Raw genomic sequence first — 23707 nt, 5'->3', positions numbered from 1 at the left:
TCTCTCTTTTTTATTGAGCTAATACCAATTGTTTATATTTTTTCTGATAGAGCTGAAGGGTAATATCTGCAGTTTTAAAATAATGCTCAATATTTCCACGGATATTATTTTCTGCTGTAATGTCAGAATACCCAAAATCTTTCTGAACAGAAACAAAAGGATATAAAACCATTTTATGAGCTGTAAGCTGTGATAAAAAGTTATCTGCAGTATCTTCCGGGCCAAAATCAGCATTAAGAATCTGATCAAAAAAACGGCTGTATATCACCATGAATTGGGTACACCAGAAATGATTGATCCAAAATCTGTTTTCTGTAATAGGGACAACAAATCTAAAGCCTCCTCCAATACCTCCGGATAAGATATCGGCTCCCTGTTCATTAGATTCTATGATGTTTTCTATAAATGAATCCCTGCTATAATGTTCTGTAAAAACATGATCATCTTCTACAATGATAATGACATCATCCTCATTTTGAATCGCAATGTTTACTGTCTTTTTAATGCTTTCCCATAGGCCTATATTTCCTTTCTCGTGTACGCAGGCTTCTACAATACGGCAGTCAAATTCAGGTTTCCCATCAAATTCTTTTACAATACTTTCCCTTCGATCCTCCCTGTGTTTCATGTTAATAATATAAGTGGGGATCATTATATCTGAAAAATGATTATGACTCATAGCTGTAGTATTTTTTTATTTGAGAAAGCTCCTCCAGAAGATCTTCCGGATTTTCATTAAGGTTTTGAAAATCAATAGTATTTTCAAAGGAGTGCGTGTTTCCATCATTTTTATATAGAGAAATGAATGGGTGTATCAGAAAAACATCTTCCAGGTTTGATGACAGAAATACATCAAGAGGAATTTGCTCATTACAATCATTTTGTAAGAAAAGTGGAAACGTTTTATTGAAAATAATAAAAAATTGTGCTCCTTTAAAACCGTCAATCCAAAAAACATGGTCAGTAACCTCAATAACTTTTTCAAAGCTTAAAACACCTCCAAGAAGTACATCTCCATCCAGTTTTTTAACTTGATTAATACAATTCTGAATATATTCATCTGTGTAATAAGGACTGAAATGGTGTTGAGAAGTAGAAATGATCACATAGTCTTCTTCATGATTTCTTTTAATAACATTTTGTAGCGTACTTAAGAAGCTTTCCTGTTTATCAAGAAAAATAAATTCAGTTTCAAAATGTCTTTCTTCATATTGTTTAAAATCATTGGATGACTTTTCAGGCTGAAAAGAGAAAACAAAAATTTTCTTCATAACATGATTGGGTTTCGGTGGGTTAATTAGTTTTTGTAAAAATAGGGAATGGCATTAATTATCCAACAGCCTTCTGTGATAATTAATCTGTCCCAAATGGTAATCCAGATGAGCAATAAGGTGGATCAGGAAGTAATCTGTGGTCATTTTGCTTTCAAACACAACCAGAGGATATTCTTTTTTAAGATCTTCTTCAGACAATTGTGGCAAAACGGAATCTATCATAGCTATAGTAGCTTCAATTTTTTCAATAAGCTCAGCTCTTGGGATATCTTTTAGTGAAAACTCCAGCTCACGGTGTCTTATATAGCCTGTATTTCCGAGCTGTGCTCCTATAAAATGATTGATGTTTCCGACTAAATGAAGACAGAGATTACCCGCAGAATTGGCTATACTTTTCTCTATTTTCCAGAGATTTTCTTCATTTTGATAGGCTTCAATCTCTGTTTTTAATTTATTCAAATCTCTGTTGAAAAGAGATCTTAGGCTTTCTGTGATCATATCAGTTTTATTGTATTATAGTTTTAAAATATCCTCTGAAGTGTTTATAAACCAAACTATCAATGTTGCATTTATAATCTATAAAGCCATAAATACTATCATTTTTGTTGAAAGTGTTGGTGTTTAAAATCAGTTTCTGTTCCGAAACTTTTGATTTTATGAATTTTTTTTCGCCTTTTAATGTTTTAGGATCAATATCTCTTATATAAAATTGATTATTGAATACCTTTACCAAAACTCCATTTCCAAAATATCCATTATTGTTGTTCAGTAAAATATGTAGAGTATCGTTCTGATATTGAGCTTTGCACTTATAGTCATCGAAAAGGAATGATCCTTTAAGAAGACCATCATAATAAAATGCTTTCTGAACAATATAAGCTGTTCTTGTTTTACTTTCAACAATTTCACTGTTATACAGCTTCAGCTCTGGATATTTGGAAAGCTGCCGAATTGTATCTTGAGTGGGTAAGTTTTGATCAACAGTAATTTTTTCAAAATTTTGATCCTTTTGACAGCTTAGGGTAGTCAATAAAATAACTGCGAAAAACAAAAATAGTTTCATATGAAACTATTTTTGTTTTTGAGCCCAAAGCTCCATTTTTCTGTTCAGAACATCCAAAGGAAGACATCCCTGGCTTAAAACTTCATCATGGAAGCTTGCTAGATTGAATTTGTTTCCAAGTTCTTTCTGATATTTTTCTCTCAGCTCACGAATTCTTAAAGAACCTATTTTGTAGCCTAAAGCCTGTCCCGGCATAGCCATATATCGCTCTACTTCTGCAGTGGCAGATCCTTCATCATAAGAAATGTTGCTTAAGAAATATTTGATGGCCTCTTCACGTGACATTTTTCCGGTATGAAGTCCTGTATCTACTACCAATCTTACAGCTCTCAGCATCTGATCACTCAGATATCCCATTTTCTGATAAGGATCCGTGTATAAACCGAATTCAGGGCCTAATGTTTCACAATAATGAGCCCATCCTTCACCATATGCTCCAAACCATCCGAATCTCATGAATTTAGGAAGTTTGGTGTTCTCCTGTTGTAAAGAAACCTGATAATGATGACCAGGAATCGCTTCATGAAGGAAAAGAGACTCCATTCCTGAAGTAACATTAAATTTCGTCGGATCCGGCAGCGGAACATAAAAAATACCCGCTCTTTTACCGTCAGGAGTTCCCGGAATGTATTCTGCACTGGCACTTGCCTCTCTGAATTTCTCCGTCTGTCTGATTTCAAACTTTGTTTTTGGAGTTACGTTAAACATCGTTTTCAGTTTCGGAGTAATCTTCGTCAGAATACCATTGAAGGCATTTAAAACTTCCTTAGAGGTTTTATAAGGCATTGCCTTAGGATCCGTTTTTACAAAAGTGATAAATTCTTCCAGATTTCCGGTAAAACCTACCTGCTGTTTTACTTTTTCCATTTCTGCACGAAGCATAGCCACCTGCTGCAGTCCGATTTTATTGATCTCATCAGGAGATTTTTTAGTAGTTGTCCAGCTTTTTACATAATAGCTGTAGATTTCATTTCCATTAGGAAGACTGTTATATCCGTCTGTATCTCTTGCTTTTGGAAGATAGTCTTTTTCTAAAAAGACTCCCATTTTGGTATAAGCCGGAATAATTTTTTTTGTAATCGCATCCTTATAAAGTGCTGAAAATTTGTCCTTCTGTTCCTGCGTGAAATTTTTCGGGAAGTTTTTTATCGGTCCGTAGAAAATGTTTTTTTCCATATCAGACGTTGTGATTTCCTCGGCTTTCATCTGAGGAATCATTTTGGTCACCAGTTTTTTAGGAAGTACCACTTTATTGTTAATTCCTTCACGGAAGTTATCTGCTGCTGCATCCATCCATTCCGGGAATTTTTCCATTCTCTTCAGCCAGTCGCTGTAATCTTTTTCGGTTTTGAAAGGCTGGCTGCCCTGTCCGCTTCCATACAACGGAAAAGTAAGAGGAAGTCCCCCAAATTGAGTAAAAGGAATATATTCCGGATGATAGGCATAGGCCTCAATTTTATCTTTTAAAGTATAATCCAGCACATCATACACCACTTTATCTTCATCAGAAAGAGTTTTGTAATCTACATGTTCCAGCTGTTTCTGTACAGAATTATAAAAAGCTACTTCTCCTGAGATAAAATCTTTGTCTATATTGATCGGTAGCTGGTCGTTATATCTTGTATCTCCCTGAGAAGTAGCATCTAAAGGATAGAGCTTAAGATACTGCTCATAATAGTTGGAAGCAATAGAATCCAGATTGCTGGGAGTCACTTTCGTAAGGGGAGAATCAGATTTTTTGCATGAAGCAAGACCGACTATCAATCCCAATCCTAGAATACTCTTCAATATAATGTTTTTCATTTTCAGAATCTTTATGAAAACAAAAGTAAGTATTATTGGGATATTCAGACTTATGGTATGAGGTGATTTTAAAAAATTATTTTCAAAATCCTTTCAACTTTAAATCAATTTTTTATCTTTGTCTAAAACGTTTAACAATCATATTATTACAGTTCTTTTTTAAGAAAAAATGAAAGGGATTTTAAAAATTTACCATCCGGAGGAGACGCTAAAATACAATATCAGAAATACTTATTGTAAGGCAGTTTACAGCAACCAACAACATTTTTTAGAGGTTGAAGTTATTACGGATGACAGTTTGGATCACGTAGATGATGATTCATTACAGTACAACTTTCCGCAGCTTTCACTTGAAGTTTTTGATTTTCCTATCGAATCAGCGGAAATAGAAGGAAAAACTATCACAATCAATGACTCTGATGAGGAAACCTACACAGAAGTAGATCTTTTCGATGACGAAGAGGCCTATATCTATGATAATGAGCTTCTTTTCGAAAAAAATGAAGAAGGAGAGCTTCAGGTCATCTGGAAGGGTACCATTGATGATTTCTATACCGGATCAGATACACCGATTCCTTTTAGATTAAAATGCGAATTCAGGCAGGATGATATTGAGGTAGACGAGGACTAACAAAAGTTTCTATCTTTTTTAATACCGGATTTCTTTTCAAAATTATTTTTGGAGAGAAATTTGCTATTGATAGAATTGTAACAAATTTTAAGTTGTTTTTAAGCAATTTTTAAGAGTTCAATTCATAATATTCTACTACATTTGTCGTTGAAAATTTAATAAAATTTACATTTAATGCTGTTAACGGAACTTTCTCAGATTTTATTTGCACAAATCGCTACACCTGCAGTTGCTGCAGACAACTTAGAGTTCTCATTCTGGAAAATCATGTTCCACGGAGGAGCTTTCGCTAAAATAGTGATGGTCACGGTATTGCTGTTGGGAATATTTTCTCTGTATCTGTTTTTTGAAAGATTTTTCTTTATCAAAAGGCTGACTTCAAAAACGGATTCCAACTTTATGAACAATATTGAAGACTTTATCAAAGCTGGAAAAATAGAGGCTGCAACAGATTATTGCAAAACACAGAATTCTCCGGAAGGAAGAATTTTAGAAAAAGGAATCTCAAGATTGGGGCGTCCTGTTTCTGATATCGTAAGTGCTATGGAGGCTCAGGCTCAGGTAGAGGTTGCCAATATGGAGAAAAATCTGAACCTTTTGGCTGTAGTACCGAGTATTGCACCGATGTTAGGACTTTTGGGTACAGTAATCGGGATGATTATCGCTTTCTTTAATTTATCCCATGCCACAGGATCTTTCTCCCCGAAAACACTTTCAGAAGGTATTTATACCGCATTAGGACAGACCGCTGTAGGTTTGGCAGTAGCCATTCCTGCTAACTTCTGTTACAATATCTTATTGACAAGGATTGATAAATTTGTGCTGAAGGCTCAGAATATGTCAGGAGAATTTTTAGACCTTATCAACAAACCTTTATAAATCTTTCTTAAGATGAAAATTCAGAGAAGAAATAAAGCCAACCCGGAATTCAGTTTAGCAGCGATGACAGACGTTATCCTGTTGATGCTGATTTTCTTTATGATCACATCTTCTGCAGCCAATCAAAGTGCTATTGATGTGAATCTGCCGAAAGCCGGAGCTGTTGACGATAATATACCTAATCCTGTAACAGTAAGCATTAAGCCGGACGGCTCATTCTTTGTAGATGACAATCCTGTTAATAAAGGGGAACTGGAGAAAAGTATTGTAGATAAACTGGCTGGTCAGACCAATCAGTCGTTCACAATCAGAGCTGATGAAAACACATTGCATAAAGATGTTGTTTTTGTGATGGAAATTGCTGAAAAACATAAGTTTAATATTGCAATTGCAACCGTTAAAGATAAATAACAAATCCGGATTTCCGGAAAGAATTACCTGTTAAGATGAGAAGCTATACAGCAAACAGAAACGAAGAAAACAAAGATAGAATAAAGAGCGCCCTGCTTTCTGTTCTTATCTGGGCTGCTATTTTGCTTTTTGTTTTTTTGTATAAACTAAAACCTGAGTTGGATAAAGATCCTGAAGTGGTTACTACCATGCTGGTGAACTTCGGTGATAACAGAAACGGGAAAGGGATTGAAGAACCCGCAGAACAGCCGGGAAGTCTTGCCGCAGCTACAGAAGAAGTAACACCTGAACCTGCAGAAACACCTGTTCCGGAAACAAAAACTATTGTAAAACCAGAACCGGCACCCGAACCGAAGAAAGTAGAGGCAAAGGAGAAAGTTATCACAGGAAATAATTCAAAAGCAACAGTTCCTAAAAAAGAGGAATCAAAAAAAGCTGAAAAAAAAGAAGCAACAAGCACCAGTGCTTCTAAGAATACTAAAAAATCCGGAGCTGCCACTGCCAATTCAAAAACAGGAAATGGAGATGGAAAAGGAAATGCGGCTATTGGAAATCTGATCAAAGGAAGAGGAACAAAAGCAGGAAGCCAGGGAACAGGCGAGGGCATAGGAAACGCCGGAGATCCTTTAGGAGGTGACGGAAACGGAGACAGTAAAGTAGGAATAGACAGAAAGCTGGTAGGATATATTCCCGGGACAATGGGAAGAGGAGGTGCGCAACCTTCTCACAGCTGCACTGCAAGCGGATCAATTACCATTGCTTACACTGTAGATAAAGCAGGAAATGTGGTGTCTGCAAGAAGGGCAGGAGGTGTTTCAGATCCTTGTGTATCATCTACATCAGTGGCCTGGGTAAAGAAATATGTAAAAGCAGAGAAAGCCAATACTTCTTCCACCGGAACTTATAAAATTACATTCTAAAAATACAAAAGCACTTTATTCAAGTGCTTTTTTTAATTCATTTATTCTGTTAATAATCGGAAGGGCAAAAATGCCGCTGGTCTGAAGATACAACTCATAGAAAGTCTTTGCTTTATCCTGAAAATCCTTGTTCTGATCATGTCTGCTATTGAAATAGAAAAGGTTTCCCAGCATTTCATAATAATCTTTGTGATCCCTTTCCTGTCTTTCATTGACAATGGCAATCATTTCTTCTTTAGTTTTAGAAGAAACTTCGGTGAAGCTCATCTTGAAAATGTCTCTCATCAGAGTATCAAAATCCAGTTCTTTCTGCATTAAACTTTCTTCAGGTTTGTCCAGAATCAGTTTTTCCAATGCCTGGGTTAACTGGCGGATGAGTCTTAGGGTGAATTCTTTATCGGTAATCATAATAGGGTATTTTGTTGCTAGTTGCTAGTTGGTGGTTTGGATTAAGTTCGCCAGCTTAATTGGACGTATTTTATAAAGTTATTGATTTTTCCTCCTAAGAGTTTGTATTGTTCTGATTTTTCTTTAAAGTCTGAGCTTAAATCCGGATAGAGACGGTTGATTTTTGACAAGTGACAAACTGTTTCGTCACAACTTGCCTGAGAGTAAGTAAGAAATCTGATAAAGTCACCTTTGTAATTGTTTCTTCCATAACCTTCTGCAATGTTCGTAACAACAGAATCTGCAGAACGTCTCAATTGGCTTCCTAATTCATATGATTCATAGTTGGGTAGTTTGAGCGATAATTTATGTGTTTCAATAAACAATTCAAAAGCAATATTATAAATGTCAAGTTTTTCGTAACTCATTAATATCTTTTTTCACGGTTAAAAAAACTAGCAACCAAACAACTAGCAACTTTTTTATTAGGCAAAGAATAAATACGCCAATGCGATTGCTGTAATAACGCCCACCAAATCGGCCAGAAGCATAGCAATTACAGTGTATCTTGTATTCTTAACGGCTACGGCGCCAAAGTATACCGCAATTACGTAAAACGTCGTATCTGAGCTTCCCTGAAGTACGGCTGCCAATTTCCCCTGGAAACTATCAGCTCCGAAAGTACTCATCGTATCCACCATCATTCCTCTGGCTCCTGAACCTGATAAAGGCTTGATTAAAGCTGTCGGAAGCCCGTCTACGAATCTTGGATCCATATTCGCGACATTCGCAACCCATTTCATTCCGTCAATGATTACATCAAAAACTCCTGAAGTTCGTAAAAGTGAAATGGCAATCAGCATCCCAACCAGATAAGGAATAATCTTGACACAGGTCGTGAACCCTTCTTTTGCACCTTCAATAAAAGCATCAAAAACGTTGATTTTCTTATAAACAGCACCTAATACAATTGCAAGGAAGATAAAGAGAATAAGACCATTACTTAATACTTTACTGAAATCATCCAACTCGTCTTTACTCAACTGTACAAGGTACAGAACCAATAGAGCAATAATAGCTGAAATTCCCCCCACATAAGCGATGACTACCGGACGGAGAAGATTGATCTTCTGGTATAAAGAAACAATAATCATTGCCGCCAAAGTAGCTGCGAAAGTAGCAATCATACAAGGCAGGAAAATATCTGTAGGTGTTTTGGAACCCATTGAAGCTCTGATGGCAATAATGGATACGGGAATTAAAGTCATTCCTCCGGCATGAAGACACAGGAACATAATCTGTGAATTGCTGGCAGTCTCTTTATTTGGATTTAAAGTCTGAAGGCTTTCCATCGCTTTTAGTCCAAAAGGAGTCGCCGCATTATCCAGTCCCAGAAGGTTGGCACTGAAATTCATCAGCATATGCCCGAATGCGGGATGGTTTTTAGGAATGTCAGGAAATAATTTCGAGAAAAAAGGTTGAATCAGTCGGCTTAGAAGGTTGATACCCCCGGCTTTTTCTGCAATACTCATGAAACCCATAAACAACGTCATAATCCCGATAAGACCAAGGCAGATCTTCACCGCAGTTTCTGAAGTTCCAATTACTCCATCAGCTTCCTGAACACGGTAAACATTTACATTCTGTTTTAAAGAATCTGTTTTATAATGAATTCTGCTGTCTGCAAAATCATTCTTTTTCATCAGGCTGTCTCTTACAACAGGAGAGAGGCTGTTCATAGGCTGTGATGCAATCTTCACTGTATCACCTCCTTTTCCTACCACCATATCATTAAAAATGGTCTTGTAGTGACCTGACGAAACATATTTTATACTGGCAATGGCAATGGCAATGATAATGAAAGCCGACCAAATTCTGCTGAGAACCATCTGATTGATTTAATTGTTTAAACTTATCAAAAATACTTTAAACCACAAAAATAACTAAAGCCTTTTGTTATTCTGTTGCGAAATAGAATTAATGATAGCTTCAGACCTTAAAGCCATTTTAACGCAATGCACACAAAGGTTTTTAATGATGAAGTTTGATTTTTTCGTTCGCGAAGGCGTTCGCACTAAGCAAAGAGAATTTAAATTAGAGAACATTGCTGAATGAAATGCCCTTGCGAACGAAAAATATACATTAAGTTTTTAGATTTTCCTTGCGATCCCTAGTGTTTAAAATAAAGGATTACTCTTCCAGATAAACAAGATACCCTTTAAAATCATCATCAAGATTTTTCAGAACTTTAGCTTCATCCATTTTTTTGACCAGGGCTTCTACAAAAAAGCTTTTTTCAAAAAACTGGCGGTGAATTCCAGGTAAAAGTTCCATGAAATAATCCATTCCGATTTTGTTATTATGGAGATCCATTTTGGTTTCCAACGGCTCATTCGGGAAAAGTTCTTCATGCATATCTGTGATTCTTTTGCAGAAATCAAGCGCCTTTTTAGGAGAAGAAATTTTGCAGCAGTACATCATAATGAAGCAGCACCAGAGAGCGTGCCTGAATGCATTTCCAATTCCATTTGTGGAGGCTGTCTTAGGAAATTTTTTCTGAGCTATGGTAAACGCCTTTACCGTAGCATGAAAGCTCAGCAGGGCAAAAAGAGGATGGGGAAGGATAAGTGATAAAAGACGTATAATCTTTTTAAAACTCATACTTCTGATGGTATTGAAAAATATCTTAAAAGTCCTCATAAATAAAAATCTCTCCCTAATTAGAGAGAGATTGTATTGTTTTTGTTACAGATACTATGCTTTTACGGCTAATAAATTTACTGTTTTTGCAACAGTATCCTGAATTTCAGTTCTTTTTACGATGAAATCTACAAATCCTTTTTCCTGTAAGAATTCTGATGTCTGGAATCCTTCCGGTAAGTCTCTACCGATTGTTTCACGGATTACTCTTGGCCCTGCGAAACCGATCAATGCTCCCGGCTCTGCCATGATGATATCAGCGGTCATTGCGAAAGAAGCAGTAATTCCTCCGAATGTAGGGTCACAAAGGTAAGCGATGTATAAAAGTCCTGCTTCAGAAAGCTGGGCCAACTTAGCCTGAACTTTTGCCAACTGCATCAAAGAGTAAGTGGCTTCCTGCATTCTCGCTCCTCCGGACTGACAGATAATCATATACGGAAGTTTGTGCTTGATACAGTAGTCTACTGCTCTTCTGATCTTTTCTCCCATTACAGAACCTAAAGATCCACCGATGAAAGCAAAATCCATACAAGAAACTACCATTTCAGTTCCTTTTACAGTTCCTACAGCATTTCTGATAGAATCAGTAAGCTTGGTCTTTGCTTTTACTTCTTTCAAACGGTCTTTGTAAGGCTTTGTATCTTTGAAGTTTAAGATATCAATACTTTCAACGTTGGCATCCAGTTCGGTAAATTTACCACCGTCAAAAAGGATGTCAAAAAATTCCGCACTTCCTATTCTTACATGAAATCCGTCTTCAGGAGAAACATAGTTATTTCTCTTTAGTTCATCATGTTCCACAACTTTTCCGGATGGAGTCTGATGCCAAAGTCCTTTGGGAACGTCCTTTTTTTCATCAGTAGAAGTGGTAATGTTTTTTGCTTTTCTTTTAAACCAGTCGAATGCCATTTTTGCTTGTATTAATGTATAAATGTAAAATGTACCAATGTAAATGTATTTCTTATGAATACTTTTTACACCGGTACAAATGTACAGTTCTTATTTTAAAGTATTTACGTTATTTAAATCTTCAAATGCTTTCACCAATCTTGTAGAGAATGTTTCCTCACCTTTTCTTACCCAAACTCTTGGGTCATAGAATTTCTTGTTAGGTTTTTCTTCTCCTTCAGGGTTTCCGATTTGAGCTCTTAAATAATCAATATTGTTTACCATATAATCTCTAACGCCTTCTGTATATGCAAACTGAAGGTCAGTATCGATATTCATTTTGATCACTCCGTAGTCGATAGCTTCTCTGATCTCCTCTAAAGTAGATCCTGAACCTCCATGGAATACAAAGTTGATAGGTTTAGCAGCTGTTCCGAATTTCTCCTGAACATATTTCTGAGAATTGTCAAGGATTTTTGGGGTAAGAACTACGTTTCCTGGCTTGTAAACTCCGTGTACGTTACCGAAAGCAGCAGCAATGGTAAAGTTGTCAGAAATAGCTTTTAGTTTTTCATACGTGTAAGCTATATCTTCAGGCTGAGTATATAATTTAGAGTTATCAACGTCTGAGTTGTCAACACCGTCTTCTTCACCTCCTGTTACTCCGATTTCTACTTCAAGAGTCATCTGAAGCTTAGCCATTCTTTCGAAATATTGAGCTGAGATCTCAAGGTTTTCTTCTAAAGACTCTTCAGAAAGGTCTAACATGTGAGAAGAGTAAAGAGATTTTCCTGTCTGCTTGAAGAAATCTTCGTTAGCATCCATCAATCCATCAATCCAAGGAAGCAATTTCTTTGCACAGTGGTCTGTGTGTAGAATTACTGTTGCTCCGTAAGCTTCTGCCAGAGTGTGGATATGTTTTGCACCAGCGATAGATCCTAAGATGGCAGCCTTTTGTCCGTCATTGTTTAATCCTTTTCCTGCGTTGAATGCAGCTCCACCATTTGAAAACTGAATAATTACAGGAGAGTTCAATTTCGCTGCAGTTTCCATCACAGCGTTTACATTGCTTGATCCAATTACGTTTACTGCAGGTAATGCAAACTTGTTTTCTTTAGCATACTGAAAAATATCAGTAACTAACTGACCTGTGGCAACTCCTGCCGGAAAAATTCTGCTCATGTTTTACTTTTTGTTATAAATTTATTAGGTGTTTTAATTTCGTGTAAAGGTAATCATTTTTAAGAAATGACTAATTTCTTTTATCTCTTCCCCAAAGTAGCTTCTGACGGATCGTTTCATAGAAACTTAAACTGTTGGGCTGTACCAGAAGAAGCTGGAATGCTGCCTTTTTGATGATAATTTCCTTATCGGTTTCTATATGTATCAGTCGGGAGTCAAGGGAAAGCGAATATTGGGGAACACGGCTTTCTACCCTGAATTTTATTTCTACTTTGTCATTTACTACTAAAGGTCTCACGTTCAGATTGTGAGGGGCAATGGGAGTAATGACAAAATTTTCGTTGTTTGGAGAAATGATGGGTCCTCCGCAGCTCAAAGAGTAGGCGGTAGAACCGGTGGGAGTGGAAATAATAACACCATCACCCCAGAATACATTCAGAAACTCATCGTTGATGTAAGAATCTACCGTAATCATTGAGGTTGTCTCTTTTCTTGAAACGGTAACGTCGTTCAGGGCATAAGGAAAAGATCCTTCAAGCTTTGGAGAAACGACTTCAATGACCGAACGGCGGCTCGTCTTCACATTTCCTTTTAAAATGGAATCAAGTTCTTTAAAAGCTTCCTCTTTAGTGAAAAAAGCCAAAAAACCAAGTCTTCCGGTATTCACTCCTACGACAGGAATCTCAAGATCTTCAATGAACGTTAAAGAATTTACAATGGTTCCGTCTCCACCGAAAGTAAAAAACAGATCAACTTCCTTATCGAGAAGATCCTGCTTACAGTTGAAAGTTTCAAAAATTTTTGAGAACTGAAGCGCTTCAGCCATTTCATCATACAGAACAGATTTTACATCTCTGGCTTCAAGTTCAGAGATAAACTTGCTTAAATATAAAAAAGTATCAAGATCTTTTTTCTGAGAATATATGGCTGCCTTCATGTTATATTTCTATGAATTTTTGTAAAAAACCAAATCGGTCTTTAAACAGATCGGATTTCTCATCAGAATAATATTTCTCAACAATTCTGTAGTCATACCGGTCAAATGTAGAGTCTATCGAGGCCAGGTTTTCATTGCTGATCTTAATTGTGATTTGGACCACTTCTTCAGACATAAAGCTTATAAACCCTCCATAAAACTTCGAGTTGTTGCTTTCTACGATATTGGTAATTTCCGTCATAGAATATTTTCTGGCAGGAGTTTCTACAGTAAGAATAGCTCCTGTTTCTGAAAATAAAGGATAACGGGAAAGGTCCTGAAAAACATCTTCACAGGTAATATACCCCAGATATTTTTCGTTTTTATTAATCACCGGGATCACATTGCTGCTGAAGGTATAAAACAGACGGATACTGTCCATTATATTACTGTCTTCCAGGATAGCGAACCGTTCAATCTGGTGTTCAAGATCCTTCAAGGTTCCTCCATCTTCTTCATACAAAAAGTCCATTGCAAGAGCTCCGTAGAAGTGGTGGGATTTTTTGATGAAAACATGAGAATATCCAAAATCTTCCAACATATTTCTGGCCGACTCTATGGAGTCAGACAGGCTAAAACATGGAAAGTCTTTTGAGATATAGTCCTTGATAAACATTGTGCTAATTTATAAAAAATTAAATGAAACTTTTTCTGAAAACCCGACTTTTTTTAAGCTGAAACAAAAAAAATGCTATCAAAATTTGTTTGTAAAGAAAAATAAAGTACCTTTGTTGCCTTTCATTTTTACTTTTTATTAGATTTATTTCAAACTGCACTGTCTACTAATGACATATGCAGTTTTTTTATTTTAATGCTTTAGCAAATTCCCACATCACAATTCCGGCGCACACACTTACATTAAGAGAATGTTTGGTTCCAAGCTGCGGAATTTCTAAAAACACATCAATATTAGGAAGTACTTCATCGCTGATTCCCTCTACTTCATTTCCTAAAATCAAGGCATATTTTTTTGATCTGTCAATCGTAAATTCAGTGATAAGCTGACTGCCGGTAGTCTGCTCAATTCCGATGATTTCGTACCCTTTGCTTTTCAGATCAGCAATTGCTGTATTGGTTTCTGTTTCATGAGACCAGTCTACACTTTCTGTTGCCCCCAATGCCGCTTTATGAATCTCACGGTGAGGTGGCTGCGGTGTAATTCCGCAAAGAATGATTTTTTCAATTAAAAAAGCATCTGCTGTTCTGAAGGCTGCACCTACATTGTGCATACTTCTGATATTATCTAAAATGATGACCAACGGAATTTTTTCAACCTTCTTAAATGTTTCTACATCTATTCTGTTAAGTTCTTCCAGTTTTAGTTTCTGTACCAATTGTATTATTTTGTTGAGATTAATTTTCCGTCCTGATAGACCTCTGTTTTTTCTATGCTTCCGTCTTCACGGTAATGAACCCTGTTGCCGTTTCTCTTATCGTTGGCAAATTCAGTTTCACGCTGTAACTTTCCGGATGGATAGAATACTTTCCATTTTCCGGTAGCAAGGCCGTTGTCATACTGGCCGATGTCTTTCACCGATTTTCCATCTTCATGGAAGGTTTTGCTTTCACCCTGTAATTTATTGAATTTATAATTCGAAATTTCAGTTATCTTTCCGGCCGGAGAATAAAAAGTAGCCGTAAGGCTGTTATCATAAATATTCTTTTCTCCGTTTCTGAAAGACTCTTTGGATGTAAGTACTCCGTTTTTATCAAAATAGGACCATTCTTTTACTTTGAATCCTTTCTTGTATTCTCCTTTAGATTGTATTTTTCCATTATCATAATAAAAAACAGCATCTCCATCCAGCTTTCCCTTTTCCCATTCTACTGTATTTTTTACCTGCCCATTGTCATAGAATTCTTTACAGGCTCCTTCCTGCAATCCGTCTTTATATCCACAAGGTTTCTGTGCCATCATCATGACAGAAGTGGAAAAAAACAATAGAAACATGTACTTCATAGCTATTTTTATTTCAAAAATAGTAAAATACTTATATTTGACTCAAAAATATACTATGAAAAAATTATTCACATTATTCATGCTGATGTGTGGGTTTATGTATCTGAGTGCACAAAATACATATTATCCTCAAGCATTTTTCGATAAAAAATTAGCCAGAGACATGCTGGGATTCGGGAATTCTACGATTGAAGGTGTTGCTTCCACCAAACAAAAAAACAATTGGGGCATCAAGCCATTGCTTGGAGAAAAACATTATGCACCCAAAGGTACCGTTGTTATGCTTTTTCCTGTAACTCCTTATTTTGAGGAATTCTATGACATGAGAAAGAAATATGAAAATAAAAAAACAACGGTATATATGTCAGAAGAAGCTTTTAAATACAGAGTGGAAGCTTTAACAGATGATCACGGCAGATTTAAATTTGAAAAACTGAAACCTGGTAAATACTATCTTGAAACGATCGTCAATTTTACGGCAACGGCAAGTTATCAGCAACAGACAGGGACTTCAAATGCTTATAACGGATATGGAGCCTATTTATATTCTACTCCTATATACAGTACATTTTTCTATGGATATTCTGCTGCCAACAGAGAAAGTAAGTTTGTAGAGATAAAACAGGACGGCGAACTCAAAGAAATCAAGCTTTAAAAGCTTGATTTCTTATTTTCTGATCATAATCTGATGCACATTTTTTTCAATATTCTGTGCTAATGTTTCCATAGGAATATCATTTTCGTCATTGTTGAAAGGATCTTCAATTTCTTCTGCAATAAGCTCAAGGCTCATTAAAACATAATATACAAAAACCGTAAGCGGAATCATGAAAAGACCAATGGTGATCACATAAGCAATAGGCAAAGCAAAAACATACAGGATAATAAATTTCTTGATGAAAGAAGAGTAAGAATAAGGAATCGGAGTGTTTTTGATTCTTTCACAGCCTCCGCATACATCCAGAAATCCTGAAAGCTGGGTATCAAGATACAGCATTTCAATTTCTGAGATCTTTCCTTCTTTTTTTAATTGGTTCAATTTATGAGTGAGAAGGATAACCATTTCACTTGGGCCGTGATTTTTTAAAGAATTTTCAATTTCAGAATAATCCCCATCCAAAGCAAGCCTTGTAGATTCCTTTGAAAGATGTTTGGCTAAAAAGTGAGGGAAATATTTTAAATATCTTGCAATCTGCTCGGCATCCTGACGGTTGTCACCAAGAATAGTATTTATTTTTACCGCGAAATTTCTGGTATCATTTACCAATTTTCCCCAAAGCTTTCGGCCTTCCCACCATCTGTCATAGGCCGTATTGGTCCTGAAAACCAATAAAAGCGAAAGTACGAAACCCAGCAGAGAGTGAATCATTCCCACGTTACTGATTCCTGATTTTGAGGTAAGGTGCAGATATTCTACTTCCAGATACTGAATTCCCCAGGAGTACAATCCTATAAGAAGCATACTTGGAAAAAGAATTTTCAACGTATCACTTTTGTGTAAACTGAAAAGAATTTTAAGGAAATGTTTGGTATTGTAGACTCTCATAAATTCACTTGTTACCACAAATATAATTTTTTTTCATTTAGTGCTGATTTATGGAAAACCGTAATATTTATTTTGAGAGACCTCCTTATTTTGTATTAAAACTAAAATATGGGATATTATAGAAAAGGACACTTTAAAAAAAACGGAACCTGGGTAAGCGGTCATTATGTGAATAAATATGGCAGAAGAAGCTCTAAAGGCCCGCAAGGCTGCGCAGTTATTGTTTTGGGAGGAATTATCTCTATCATAATGTATCTATTGCCTAAGCTTTGAGTAAAATGGTAAGAAGACGTTGTTTTTTGTACTGTGGAATTGCACTAATTTTCTTCTTTAGCTTATTTCTCTTCTTTTTAAATTTTTACAAGTTTCAAAAAAACACTATTTTTATTTCGCATTAAATACAAAGTACATGATCCTCGAAAACGTAGATACTGTAAATGATATTAGTAAAGAAGATTTTCAGAAGAATTATTTTAAAAAGCAAAAACCTCTTTTGATTAAGAATTTTGCCAGCCGATGGGATGCTTTTGATAAATGGAACCTGGCTTACATCCGGGAAAAAGCGGGAGATCAGGAAGTTCCGCTGTATGACAATAAGCCTGCAGATGCAGCCAAAAGCTCTGATGCTCCGGTAGCCCAAATGAAAATGAGGGACTATATTGATACCATAAAAAGTAAACCTTCAGATCTGCGTATCTTTTTCTATATCATTACAGACAGGCTTCCCGAGCTGCTGAAAAATTTCACCTATCCGGATCTTGGAATAAAGTTTTTTAAAAGACTTCCAACGTTATTCTTCGGGGGAAGTGAAGCCCATGTTTTAATGCACTATGATGTTGATTTAGGTGATTTTATGCATATCCATTTTGAAGGAAAGAAAAGAATTCTTTTGTTTGATCAGAAACAGTCTCCATTTTTATATAAGGTTCCTTTATCAGTTCATACGGTTTATGAGGTAGACTATGAAAATCCTGATTACGAAAAATTTCCGGCACTGAAATATGCAAAAGGATATGAGATTTTTATGGAACACGGCGATGCACTTTTTATTCCGGGAGCTTTCTGGCACTTCAACAGATATCTGGAACCAGGTTTTTCACTATCATTAAGAGCTCTTCCCAATAAACCGAACGTATTTGCCAATATGCTGTATCACGTTTTCATTATGCGATACACGGATAAACTCATGCGTAAACTTTTTAAAGCCAAATGGGTGAATTACAAGCAGAAATGGGCCTACAAGAAAAGTTCAGATGCTTTGGAAAAACACCTTTCAGACAAATAAAACATTATACGTTTGACAATTTTAACGCATGAGCGCAAGGTTTAGGATACCTGCTGATAAAGGTTCGCAAGGGCGTTTCACTCAGCGAAGAAATTTTGTCAATTTTAACGCATTAAACGCAAGGCTCAGGGCTATCTGCTGATAAACGTTCGCAAAGTCGTTTCACTCAGCGGAACAAGCATTCAATAGCTAAATGAAATGCCTTAGCGAACGAAAAATAGGAAGAACCAATTCTCTTTGTCTCTTCGCGTTAAATTTAAGATCAATTTATTTATTGATAAGCCCGAAGATTGTGGCATCTACAAATTTTCCTTTTTCAAAAAAATAATCTTTCAACGTTCCTTCTTTGCTGAAATTTAATGAAGACAGCAGCTTTTCAGAAGAAATATTGGAAGGATCAATGAAAGCATCTACACGATGAAGTCTCATGGTTTCAAACCCATAAGTCAGAATGGGAAGGATGGCTTCTTTCATATAAGACTGCTGCCAGAATATGGGATTAAGCTCATAGCCGATTTCAGCTCTGAAATGTTCCCTGTACCAGTTGTGAAAGCCGCAGGTTCCGATGACTTTTCCACTGGATTTAAGTTCAAGCGCCCATCGGAATCCTTTCCCTTTTTCAAATTCACTGTTAAAGTGCTGAATAATGTGCCGGGCGTCTTCTTCTGTTTTGAAGGTTTCCAGATCATAATATTCCATGACTTCATCCAGAGAAAAATACTCGAACAGGTCTTGGGTATCATTGAAAGTAAGCTGACGTAAAATAAGCCTTTCAGTCTCTAAAACAGGAAATTCCATGAATGATGTGATTTGATGGTGAAAATACAATTAATTACTGATAAAGAAAAGTATAGAAGATTAACCCCTAAACAATTCTCTTACCCTGAATTTATTTTTCTAAATTTGGGGCTCATTTTTTACTATGGCAAAATCGAAGAAGGAAACCCCATTAATGACACAGTACAATACCATCAAGGGTAAATACCCGGATGCGCTTTTACTTTTCAGGGTAGGGGACTTTTATGAAACTTTTGGGCAGGATGCTGTGAAAACATCCCAGATCCTGGGCATTGTTCTTACCAAAAGAAACAATGGGGAAGGAAGTGTGGAACTGGCAGGTTTTCCGCATCATTCAATAGATTCTTATCTTCCGAAACTGGTAAGAGCGGGAATGAGGGTGGCAATCTGTGATCAGCTTGAAGACCCTAAAATGGTGAAAGGGATTGTAAAACGTGGTGTAACTGAATTGGTTACGCCAGGAGTTACTTTCAATGATCAGGTTTTAAATTCAAAAAAGAATAATTTCCTGCTTTCTTTACACAAAGAAAAAGAGAAATATGGAATTGCTTTAGTGGATATTTCTACAGGAGAGTTTCTGGTAAGTGAAGGAAACCTGGAAAAGCTGCTGCATATTGTCAATACTTTTGATCCCAGTGAGATAATTTACCAGAGAAGTGTACAGATTCCGGAGCAGATTAAGAATAAGAGTGCCTTTAAACTGGAAGACTGGGCTTTCCAATATAATTTTGCCTACGAGAAATTAACGAATCATTTTAAAACCAATTCTTTAAAAGGATTTGGCGTAGAAAACCTTCCGCTGGCTATTACTGCAGCAGGAGCTATTTTTGCGTATCTGGTAGAAGATACGCACCATAATCTTCTGGCTCATATTACAAAACTTCAGATCATTCCACAGGAAGATTATCTGATGATGGATAATTTTACCCTTAGAAACCTGGAAATTGTTTATCCAAGCAATCCACAAGGGAAATCACTGTTGGATATCATTGATAAAACCTCTACACCAATGGGGGGAAGATTGTTGCGAAGAAGAATCATTCTTCCTTTAAAATCAGTGGATGAGATTATGAGAAGGCTTTCCCTGATTGATTTCTTAAATGGAAATGACCATCTTAAATATGAGATCTGCCAGCTTCTGAAGTCGATTTCTGATCTTGACCGATTAATGGGTAAACTGGCTGCAGAGAAAATTTCACCTAAGGAACTGGGATATCTTCGCCAAAGTTTAATCAATATCCATAAAATCAAAGCGTTATTGCATCCTCATGCGGATGTACTGGCGTGGCTGGAACCCTTGTTTGATCTTGAAGAACTGATTAAGTTCCTGCAGAATCATCTTAATGAAGAGCTTCCGGTAAACATTGCCAAAGGAAATATCATTAAAGAAGGTGTTTCTGAAGAGCTGGACAGACTGAGAAATTTACAGAATAAGGGACGTGGTTTTCTGGATGAAATGTGCCAGAGAGAAATTGAAAGAACAGGTATTACAAGCCTTAAAATTGATTTTAATAACGTTTTCGGATATTATATTGAGGTTCGAAATACGCATAAAGATAAAGTTCCTGATGATTGGTTGAGAAAACAAACCTTAGTGAATGCTGAAAGATATATTACCGAAGAATTAAAGGAATATGAAAGCCAGATCCTGGGTGCCGAAGAAAAAATAGGGGTTCTGGAAACTTCGCTGTACAGAAACTTATGTACAGAAACGATGGTTTATATTGATCAGATTCAGGGGAATTCCAATATCATTGCTCAGCTTGATGTGGCTGCCGGATTATCTGAACTGGCGGTTTCTGAGAGTTATACAAAGCCTGTTTTAAATGACGGCTATGCTATCGATTTAAAAGAAGCCAGACATCCGATCATTGAGAATGCACTCCCACTGGGTGAAAAATATATCCCAAATGATATCTTCCTGGATAAAGATTCCCAGCAGATCATTATGGTGACGGGGCCGAACATGGCCGGTAAATCGGCAATTCTGCGCCAGACGGCTATTGTTTGTCTTTTGGCTCAGATAGGAAGTTTTGTGCCCGCAAAACATGCTGAAATAGGAATGTTGGATAAGATCTTCACAAGAGTAGGAGCTACAGATAATATCTCTGCAGGAGAATCTACTTTCATGGTAGAAATGAACGAGGCAGCCAATATTCTGAACAATATTTCAGAGCGAAGCCTGATTTTACTGGATGAAATCGGTCGTGGAACTTCCACTTATGACGGGGTTTCTATTGCGTGGGCAATTGCAGAATATCTTCATCAGCATCCAACGCAGGCGAAGACTTTGTTTGCAACTCATTACCATGAACTGAATGAGATGACAGTCAATTTTGAAAGAGTGAAAAATTTTCACGTTTCTATTCAGGAAAATAAAGGAAATATCATTTTCCTGAGAAAACTTATTCCGGGTGGAAGCGAGCACAGTTTCGGTATCCATGTGGCAAAACTGGCCGGAATGCCTGCTAAAGTAGTCAACAGAGCAAATGAAATTCTTAAAACCCTGGAAGCGAGCAGAACTCAGGGAAGCGGAGATACTTCTGAGAGTATCAAAAGAGTGACTGAGGAAAATATGCAGCTCTCCTTCTTCCAGCTGGATGATCCTGTTCTGGAAAATATCCGTGAGGAGCTGACGAAAATAGATATCAATACGCTGACACCAATTGAAGCTTTGATGAAGCTTAATTCGATAAAAAAAATGATTGGAGGGTAATCCAATCATTTTTTTTACTATTATTTTGTACTAGCAGCAGAATCCATCCTGCATACCAGGAACTCCATACCGATCTTCTCCGGTACGCGGATCTGTACAGCTTATGACTCTTGGGCAGATTGGTCTGTTAGCTCCACCGCTGATCTCTTTCAGTTCTGTTTTGTTTAATTTTCTTTTCTGATTTTTTAAATTTTTCATAATAATTTTAATTTGGTAAAAGCTAATTTACAAGTTATTTTATTATGTTCAAAATATTGTGAGTCAAATTGTTATATTTTTTTAGTTTAAAATATTAATTCAAAAAAAGATCGAGGGGCTGCCTCAATCCTTTATTATCTAACAAAGCTTTTTTGATATTAACAGCAATATCCGTCTCTTCCTACAGGTCCGATTACAAACTCGCCGTCACCTCTATCACAAAGTCCTTCCGGACATACGATAGGTCCGTTACCTCCGTTAATTTCTTTCAATTCGCTTTTTGTTAATTTTCTTTTTTGAATGTTTGATTTTTTCATGGTAATTTTAGTTTTGATTTGATTTTTCTTGAAATTTTTTGATTAGCAGCAGAATCCGTCTTTTCCTACAAGACCTGGTACCATCTCTCCTGAATCAGGCTGCATACAGAACCCGCGAAGACATCTTGGAGGAAGTGCCCCTCCGTTAATTTCTTTCAATTCGCTTTTTACAAGCTTTCTCTTTTGAGTGTTTGAATTTTTCATGGTATTTTTAGTTTGATTGAATTCAAATATATAAAAATGATTTATATAATTCTATTGGTTGTGAAAAAATTAACATATCTGCAAAAAAAAGAGCCTTAGAGGCTCTCTTGTATTATAAATGATTGTATTCGTAAGTATTAATGTCTGTGGAACCTGTAGCTGTGGTTCCTGTTTTATCATAATAGCTTCGGGTTTCTTTTGTAGGATAGCCGCTGGTATTATATTCAAAAATAGATTTAAATATTGTCCATTCAGTTCCGGTTCCATTATTGTAACTGATGATATGATTGTAGCTTAGCGTGTTATGAGCAGATCCGCTTTCATCTTCATTATCAACAATTTTCAGGTATCCGGTAATATTTTTCAAAGGAGCATTTTTTGTATCATATACCACAGTCTTTAAGGTAGAAGTTGCTGTTTCAGTAGTATTATTCTGAGTCCTTGAAAGAGTACCGGTCCAACTGCTCATTGAGCCATCAGCATTCAGTACAGCATTTCTTGTTTCACTTCTTGCTGATGCTGAAGTAGATGCAGTATATACTATTTTTACATTGTTGTTGGCCTGATAAGTGTAGTTAGACTCTGAATTCCATGCTCCGCCGAAATCAATCCCGTTAATTGTTTTTTTAGTTAATCTTCCACTTCCGTCATAAGTATATTTAGTCGTAAGAGAGGTATTTGAACCATTAACTACAGATTGTGAGATAAGATCACCAGAATAGGTAAATGTAGTTACACTTCCTTCAGTAAGATTTTTGATCTGATTAATTTTTGAACCGTTATAAGAAAACGTCAAAACATCTCCGTCCATCGTCATTTTCGTTACGAGAACCGGATTGTTATCATTGTTGTTTCCATTGTTGTTGGATGAATCATTATCATCGTTGCTGCTTGAGCATGATGCCAAAAAGAAAATTGGCAGAAGCAAATAAGTTTTTTTCATGGTTTTAATTTTGAGGCTGTAAAAATATTAAAAAAATGTTTTCTGATGAAAATAAGTTGTTCATTTGTCAATGATTTATGAGATAGGTAAATTTCATTTTTGTATATTGTTGAAATGTAATAGCTTATATTTTTAATATGAGAGACTTAATAAAAATATTCACTATACTTCTGTTTGGTATGGTTTGTAAAGCCCAGCAGACTGAAGTTCCTGTACTAAAATATGAAGATCTGGAGAAGAGAATTCAACAGGAAAAAGATAAATTGCTTGTGGTCAACTTCTGGTCTACAACCTGTGGCCCATGTGTAAAAGAGCTGCCTCACTTTATTGAAGTGAATACAAAATATGCAGATAATCAGAAATTTAAAATGATTTTGGTTTCACTGGACAGGCTGGCAGATAAAGAAAGAGTATTAAAATTCATTAAAAATAAAAATCTTACTGCTGAGGTCCTCTTACTGGATGATATTAAAAGAATGAATACCTGGATTCCAAAGTTTGAAAAAGACTGGGATGGGAATATTCCCGTAACACTGTTCTATAAAAACGGGGTGAAACTTCATTTCAATGACGGTGAAATGAGCAAAGAAGATCTTGAAAAAACAATTAAAGAAAATCTACAATAA

30 protein-coding genes are annotated in these 23707 nt (G+C 36.3%); 9 read left to right on the top strand and 21 right to left on the bottom strand.

Annotated elements, in window-relative coordinates; all coding sequences use genetic code 11:
• Nucleotides 1-10: 10 nt before the first annotated feature.
• Genes SFA27_RS22950 through SFA27_RS22930 form a run of 5 tightly spaced genes read right to left on the bottom strand, consistent with a single transcriptional unit; the run spans nucleotide 11 to nucleotide 4140 of the window.
• On the bottom strand, nucleotides 11-628 hold the full coding sequence (locus SFA27_RS22950) for a hypothetical protein (protein ID WP_407295186.1): 618 nt from the start codon (nucleotides 626-628) through the stop codon (nucleotides 11-13).
• A 40-nt stretch (nucleotides 629-668) separates the two neighbouring features.
• On the bottom strand, nucleotides 669-1271 hold the full coding sequence (locus tag SFA27_RS22945) for a hypothetical protein (protein WP_407295183.1): 603 nt from the start codon (nucleotides 1269-1271) through the stop codon (nucleotides 669-671).
• Nucleotides 1272-1325: 54 nt separating this feature from the next.
• On the bottom strand, nucleotides 1326-1772 hold the full coding sequence (locus SFA27_RS22940) for a DinB family protein (protein WP_264518967.1): 447 nt from the start codon (nucleotides 1770-1772) through the stop codon (nucleotides 1326-1328).
• Nucleotides 1773-1779: 7 nt separating this feature from the next.
• Complete coding sequence (locus SFA27_RS22935; RefSeq protein WP_407295180.1) at nucleotides 1780-2337, bottom strand: hypothetical protein; 558 nt, start codon at nucleotides 2335-2337, stop codon at nucleotides 1780-1782.
• A gap of 6 nt (nucleotides 2338-2343) precedes the next feature.
• The gene (locus SFA27_RS22930; RefSeq protein ID WP_407295178.1) at nucleotides 2344-4140 is read right to left on the bottom strand and encodes a DUF885 domain-containing protein; all 1797 of its coding nucleotides are present in this window, start codon (nucleotides 4138-4140) and stop codon (nucleotides 2344-2346) included.
• A gap of 169 nt (nucleotides 4141-4309) precedes the next feature.
• Here SFA27_RS22930 and SFA27_RS22925 point away from each other — a divergent pair, with 169 nt between their 5' ends.
• The 4 genes from SFA27_RS22925 (at nucleotide 4310) to SFA27_RS22910 (ending at nucleotide 6981) form a co-directional block, all read left to right on the top strand.
• Nucleotides 4310-4771 (top strand): hypothetical protein, encoded by a 462-nt coding sequence (locus tag SFA27_RS22925; protein WP_264518964.1) that lies wholly within the window; start codon nucleotides 4310-4312, stop codon nucleotides 4769-4771.
• 174 nt (nucleotides 4772-4945) lie between these two features.
• Nucleotides 4946-5650, top strand: coding sequence for a MotA/TolQ/ExbB proton channel family protein (locus SFA27_RS22920; RefSeq protein ID WP_047422081.1), 705 nt, complete (start codon nucleotides 4946-4948; stop codon nucleotides 5648-5650).
• 12 nt (nucleotides 5651-5662) lie between these two features.
• Complete coding sequence (locus SFA27_RS22915; protein ID WP_213277581.1) at nucleotides 5663-6061, top strand: biopolymer transporter ExbD; 399 nt, start codon at nucleotides 5663-5665, stop codon at nucleotides 6059-6061.
• 35 nt (nucleotides 6062-6096) lie between these two features.
• A complete protein-coding gene (locus SFA27_RS22910) occupies nucleotides 6097-6981 on the top strand; it encodes a hypothetical protein (RefSeq protein ID WP_047422083.1) in 885 nt (294 codons plus the stop codon).
• Nucleotides 6982-6996: 15 nt separating this feature from the next.
• Here the strand turns inward: SFA27_RS22910 and SFA27_RS22905 are convergent, their stop codons facing one another.
• The 10 genes from SFA27_RS22905 to SFA27_RS22860 all read right to left on the bottom strand — a co-directional run bounded on the left by SFA27_RS22905 (nucleotide 6997) and on the right by SFA27_RS22860 (nucleotide 15074).
• Nucleotides 6997-7389, bottom strand: coding sequence for a hypothetical protein (locus SFA27_RS22905; protein ID WP_105700338.1), 393 nt, complete (start codon nucleotides 7387-7389; stop codon nucleotides 6997-6999).
• A gap of 41 nt (nucleotides 7390-7430) precedes the next feature.
• Nucleotides 7431-7796 (bottom strand): four helix bundle protein, encoded by a 366-nt coding sequence (locus SFA27_RS22900; RefSeq protein ID WP_407295173.1) that lies wholly within the window; start codon nucleotides 7794-7796, stop codon nucleotides 7431-7433.
• Between the two features lie 57 nt (nucleotides 7797-7853).
• Entirely contained in the window at nucleotides 7854-9257 is a 1404-nt protein-coding gene (locus tag SFA27_RS22895) for a nucleoside recognition domain-containing protein (protein WP_407295171.1), read from the bottom strand.
• A 301-nt stretch (nucleotides 9258-9558) separates the two neighbouring features.
• Nucleotides 9559-10068, bottom strand: coding sequence for a DUF6973 domain-containing protein (locus SFA27_RS22890; RefSeq protein ID WP_407295169.1), 510 nt, complete (start codon nucleotides 10066-10068; stop codon nucleotides 9559-9561).
• A 54-nt stretch (nucleotides 10069-10122) separates the two neighbouring features.
• Nucleotides 10123-10977, bottom strand: coding sequence for an acetyl-CoA carboxylase, carboxyltransferase subunit beta (accD, locus tag SFA27_RS22885; RefSeq protein ID WP_047095043.1), 855 nt, complete (start codon nucleotides 10975-10977; stop codon nucleotides 10123-10125).
• Nucleotides 10978-11067: 90 nt separating this feature from the next.
• Nucleotides 11068-12138 carry a class II fructose-bisphosphate aldolase gene (fbaA, locus tag SFA27_RS22880; protein WP_047422087.1) on the bottom strand — a complete coding sequence of 357 codons (1071 nt, stop codon included), beginning with the start codon at nucleotides 12136-12138 and terminating at the stop codon, nucleotides 11068-11070.
• Between the two features lie 70 nt (nucleotides 12139-12208).
• Nucleotides 12209-13075, bottom strand: coding sequence for an NAD kinase (locus SFA27_RS22875; RefSeq protein WP_047375982.1), 867 nt, complete (start codon nucleotides 13073-13075; stop codon nucleotides 12209-12211).
• Between the two features lies 1 nt (nucleotide 13076).
• The gene (locus SFA27_RS22870; RefSeq protein ID WP_047375984.1) at nucleotides 13077-13730 is read right to left on the bottom strand and encodes a CBS domain-containing protein; all 654 of its coding nucleotides are present in this window, start codon (nucleotides 13728-13730) and stop codon (nucleotides 13077-13079) included.
• A gap of 187 nt (nucleotides 13731-13917) precedes the next feature.
• On the bottom strand, nucleotides 13918-14448 hold the full coding sequence (locus tag SFA27_RS22865; RefSeq protein ID WP_047375985.1) for an RNA methyltransferase: 531 nt from the start codon (nucleotides 14446-14448) through the stop codon (nucleotides 13918-13920).
• Between the two features lie 5 nt (nucleotides 14449-14453).
• The gene (locus tag SFA27_RS22860) at nucleotides 14454-15074 is read right to left on the bottom strand and encodes a toxin-antitoxin system YwqK family antitoxin (RefSeq protein WP_407295164.1); all 621 of its coding nucleotides are present in this window, start codon (nucleotides 15072-15074) and stop codon (nucleotides 14454-14456) included.
• A gap of 55 nt (nucleotides 15075-15129) precedes the next feature.
• Here SFA27_RS22860 and SFA27_RS22855 point away from each other — a divergent pair, with 55 nt between their 5' ends.
• Nucleotides 15130-15729 (top strand): hypothetical protein, encoded by a 600-nt coding sequence (locus tag SFA27_RS22855; protein ID WP_047376645.1) that lies wholly within the window; start codon nucleotides 15130-15132, stop codon nucleotides 15727-15729.
• A 12-nt stretch (nucleotides 15730-15741) separates the two neighbouring features.
• Here the strand turns inward: SFA27_RS22855 and SFA27_RS22850 are convergent, their stop codons facing one another.
• Nucleotides 15742-16638, bottom strand: coding sequence for a bestrophin family protein (locus SFA27_RS22850; RefSeq protein ID WP_264518957.1), 897 nt, complete (start codon nucleotides 16636-16638; stop codon nucleotides 15742-15744).
• 90 nt (nucleotides 16639-16728) lie between these two features.
• Between SFA27_RS22850 and SFA27_RS22845 the strand changes: the two genes are divergently transcribed.
• Nucleotides 16729-16893: a hypothetical protein gene (locus SFA27_RS22845; protein ID WP_156118374.1), complete on the top strand. Its 165-nt coding sequence runs from the start codon at nucleotides 16729-16731 to the stop codon at nucleotides 16891-16893.
• A gap of 136 nt (nucleotides 16894-17029) precedes the next feature.
• Entirely contained in the window at nucleotides 17030-17905 is an 876-nt protein-coding gene (locus SFA27_RS22840) for a cupin-like domain-containing protein (RefSeq protein WP_047375990.1), read from the top strand.
• A 267-nt stretch (nucleotides 17906-18172) separates the two neighbouring features.
• Here the strand turns inward: SFA27_RS22840 and SFA27_RS22835 are convergent, their stop codons facing one another.
• Nucleotides 18173-18703, bottom strand: a complete 531-nt coding sequence (locus tag SFA27_RS22835; RefSeq protein ID WP_047375992.1) for a GNAT family N-acetyltransferase — start codon at nucleotides 18701-18703, stop codon at nucleotides 18173-18175.
• A 124-nt stretch (nucleotides 18704-18827) separates the two neighbouring features.
• On the opposite strand from SFA27_RS22835, the gene mutS reads away from it, so the two are divergent.
• Complete coding sequence (mutS, locus tag SFA27_RS22830; RefSeq protein WP_407295159.1) at nucleotides 18828-21419, top strand: DNA mismatch repair protein MutS; 2592 nt, start codon at nucleotides 18828-18830, stop codon at nucleotides 21417-21419.
• A gap of 30 nt (nucleotides 21420-21449) precedes the next feature.
• Here the strand turns inward: mutS and SFA27_RS22825 are convergent, their stop codons facing one another.
• The 4 genes from SFA27_RS22825 to SFA27_RS22810 form a co-directional block, all read right to left on the bottom strand.
• Nucleotides 21450-21617 (bottom strand): hypothetical protein, encoded by a 168-nt coding sequence (locus SFA27_RS22825; RefSeq protein ID WP_156118375.1) that lies wholly within the window; start codon nucleotides 21615-21617, stop codon nucleotides 21450-21452.
• 158 nt (nucleotides 21618-21775) lie between these two features.
• Entirely contained in the window at nucleotides 21776-21934 is a 159-nt protein-coding gene (locus SFA27_RS22820; protein ID WP_156118376.1) for a hypothetical protein, read from the bottom strand.
• A gap of 42 nt (nucleotides 21935-21976) precedes the next feature.
• Nucleotides 21977-22138: a hypothetical protein gene (locus SFA27_RS22815; RefSeq protein ID WP_156118377.1), complete on the bottom strand. Its 162-nt coding sequence runs from the start codon at nucleotides 22136-22138 to the stop codon at nucleotides 21977-21979.
• Nucleotides 22139-22250: 112 nt separating this feature from the next.
• Complete coding sequence (locus SFA27_RS22810) at nucleotides 22251-23081, bottom strand: hypothetical protein (protein ID WP_407295157.1); 831 nt, start codon at nucleotides 23079-23081, stop codon at nucleotides 22251-22253.
• A gap of 137 nt (nucleotides 23082-23218) precedes the next feature.
• Between SFA27_RS22810 and SFA27_RS22805 the strand changes: the two genes are divergently transcribed.
• Entirely contained in the window at nucleotides 23219-23707 is a 489-nt protein-coding gene (locus SFA27_RS22805) for a TlpA disulfide reductase family protein (RefSeq protein WP_264518954.1), read from the top strand.

It is taken from the genome of Chryseobacterium sp. HR92, assembly GCF_045689405.1.
GTDB classification, from domain to species: Bacteria; Bacteroidota; Bacteroidia; order Flavobacteriales; family Weeksellaceae; genus Chryseobacterium; species Chryseobacterium viscerum_A.
This window is presented reverse-complemented; position numbering and strand designations above follow the sequence as displayed.

Bases quoted from the DNA above. Each gene is read 5' to 3' on its own strand.
- SFA27_RS22950 (WP_407295186.1), bottom strand. From the start codon at position 628: ATGAAACACAGGGAGGATCGAAGGGAAAGTATTGTAAAAGAATTTGAT.
- SFA27_RS22945 (WP_407295183.1), bottom strand. From the start codon at position 1,271: ATGAAGAAAATTTTTGTTTTCTCTTTTCAGCCTGAAAAGTCATCCAAT.
- SFA27_RS22940 (WP_264518967.1), bottom strand. From the start codon at position 1,772: ATGATCACAGAAAGCCTAAGATCTCTTTTCAACAGAGATTTGAATAAA.
- SFA27_RS22935 (WP_407295180.1), bottom strand. From the start codon at position 2,337: ATGAAACTATTTTTGTTTTTCGCAGTTATTTTATTGACTACCCTAAGC.
- SFA27_RS22930 (WP_407295178.1), bottom strand. From the start codon at position 4,140: ATGAAAAACATTATATTGAAGAGTATTCTAGGATTGGGATTGATAGTC.
- SFA27_RS22925 (WP_264518964.1), top strand. From the start codon at position 4,310: ATGAAAGGGATTTTAAAAATTTACCATCCGGAGGAGACGCTAAAATAC.
- SFA27_RS22920 (WP_047422081.1), top strand. From the start codon at position 4,946: ATGCTGTTAACGGAACTTTCTCAGATTTTATTTGCACAAATCGCTACA.
- SFA27_RS22915 (WP_213277581.1), top strand. From the start codon at position 5,663: ATGAAAATTCAGAGAAGAAATAAAGCCAACCCGGAATTCAGTTTAGCA.
- SFA27_RS22910 (WP_047422083.1), top strand. From the start codon at position 6,097: ATGAGAAGCTATACAGCAAACAGAAACGAAGAAAACAAAGATAGAATA.
- SFA27_RS22905 (WP_105700338.1), bottom strand. From the start codon at position 7,389: ATGATTACCGATAAAGAATTCACCCTAAGACTCATCCGCCAGTTAACC.
- SFA27_RS22900 (WP_407295173.1), bottom strand. From the start codon at position 7,796: ATGAGTTACGAAAAACTTGACATTTATAATATTGCTTTTGAATTGTTT.
- SFA27_RS22895 (WP_407295171.1), bottom strand. From the start codon at position 9,257: ATGGTTCTCAGCAGAATTTGGTCGGCTTTCATTATCATTGCCATTGCC.
- SFA27_RS22890 (WP_407295169.1), bottom strand. From the start codon at position 10,068: ATGAGGACTTTTAAGATATTTTTCAATACCATCAGAAGTATGAGTTTT.
- accD (WP_047095043.1), bottom strand. From the start codon at position 10,977: ATGGCATTCGACTGGTTTAAAAGAAAAGCAAAAAACATTACCACTTCT.
- fbaA (WP_047422087.1), bottom strand. From the start codon at position 12,138: ATGAGCAGAATTTTTCCGGCAGGAGTTGCCACAGGTCAGTTAGTTACT.
- SFA27_RS22875 (WP_047375982.1), bottom strand. From the start codon at position 13,075: ATGAAGGCAGCCATATATTCTCAGAAAAAAGATCTTGATACTTTTTTA.
- SFA27_RS22870 (WP_047375984.1), bottom strand. From the start codon at position 13,730: ATGTTTATCAAGGACTATATCTCAAAAGACTTTCCATGTTTTAGCCTG.
- SFA27_RS22860 (WP_407295164.1), bottom strand. From the start codon at position 15,074: ATGAAGTACATGTTTCTATTGTTTTTTTCCACTTCTGTCATGATGATG.
- SFA27_RS22855 (WP_047376645.1), top strand. From the start codon at position 15,130: ATGAAAAAATTATTCACATTATTCATGCTGATGTGTGGGTTTATGTAT.
- SFA27_RS22845 (WP_156118374.1), top strand. From the start codon at position 16,729: ATGGGATATTATAGAAAAGGACACTTTAAAAAAAACGGAACCTGGGTA.
- SFA27_RS22840 (WP_047375990.1), top strand. From the start codon at position 17,030: ATGATCCTCGAAAACGTAGATACTGTAAATGATATTAGTAAAGAAGAT.
- SFA27_RS22835 (WP_047375992.1), bottom strand. From the start codon at position 18,703: ATGGAATTTCCTGTTTTAGAGACTGAAAGGCTTATTTTACGTCAGCTT.
- mutS (WP_407295159.1), top strand. From the start codon at position 18,828: ATGGCAAAATCGAAGAAGGAAACCCCATTAATGACACAGTACAATACC.
- SFA27_RS22825 (WP_156118375.1), bottom strand. From the start codon at position 21,617: ATGAAAAATTTAAAAAATCAGAAAAGAAAATTAAACAAAACAGAACTG.
- SFA27_RS22820 (WP_156118376.1), bottom strand. From the start codon at position 21,934: ATGAAAAAATCAAACATTCAAAAAAGAAAATTAACAAAAAGCGAATTG.
- SFA27_RS22815 (WP_156118377.1), bottom strand. From the start codon at position 22,138: ATGAAAAATTCAAACACTCAAAAGAGAAAGCTTGTAAAAAGCGAATTG.
- SFA27_RS22810 (WP_407295157.1), bottom strand. From the start codon at position 23,081: ATGAAAAAAACTTATTTGCTTCTGCCAATTTTCTTTTTGGCATCATGC.
- SFA27_RS22805 (WP_264518954.1), top strand. From the start codon at position 23,219: ATGAGAGACTTAATAAAAATATTCACTATACTTCTGTTTGGTATGGTT.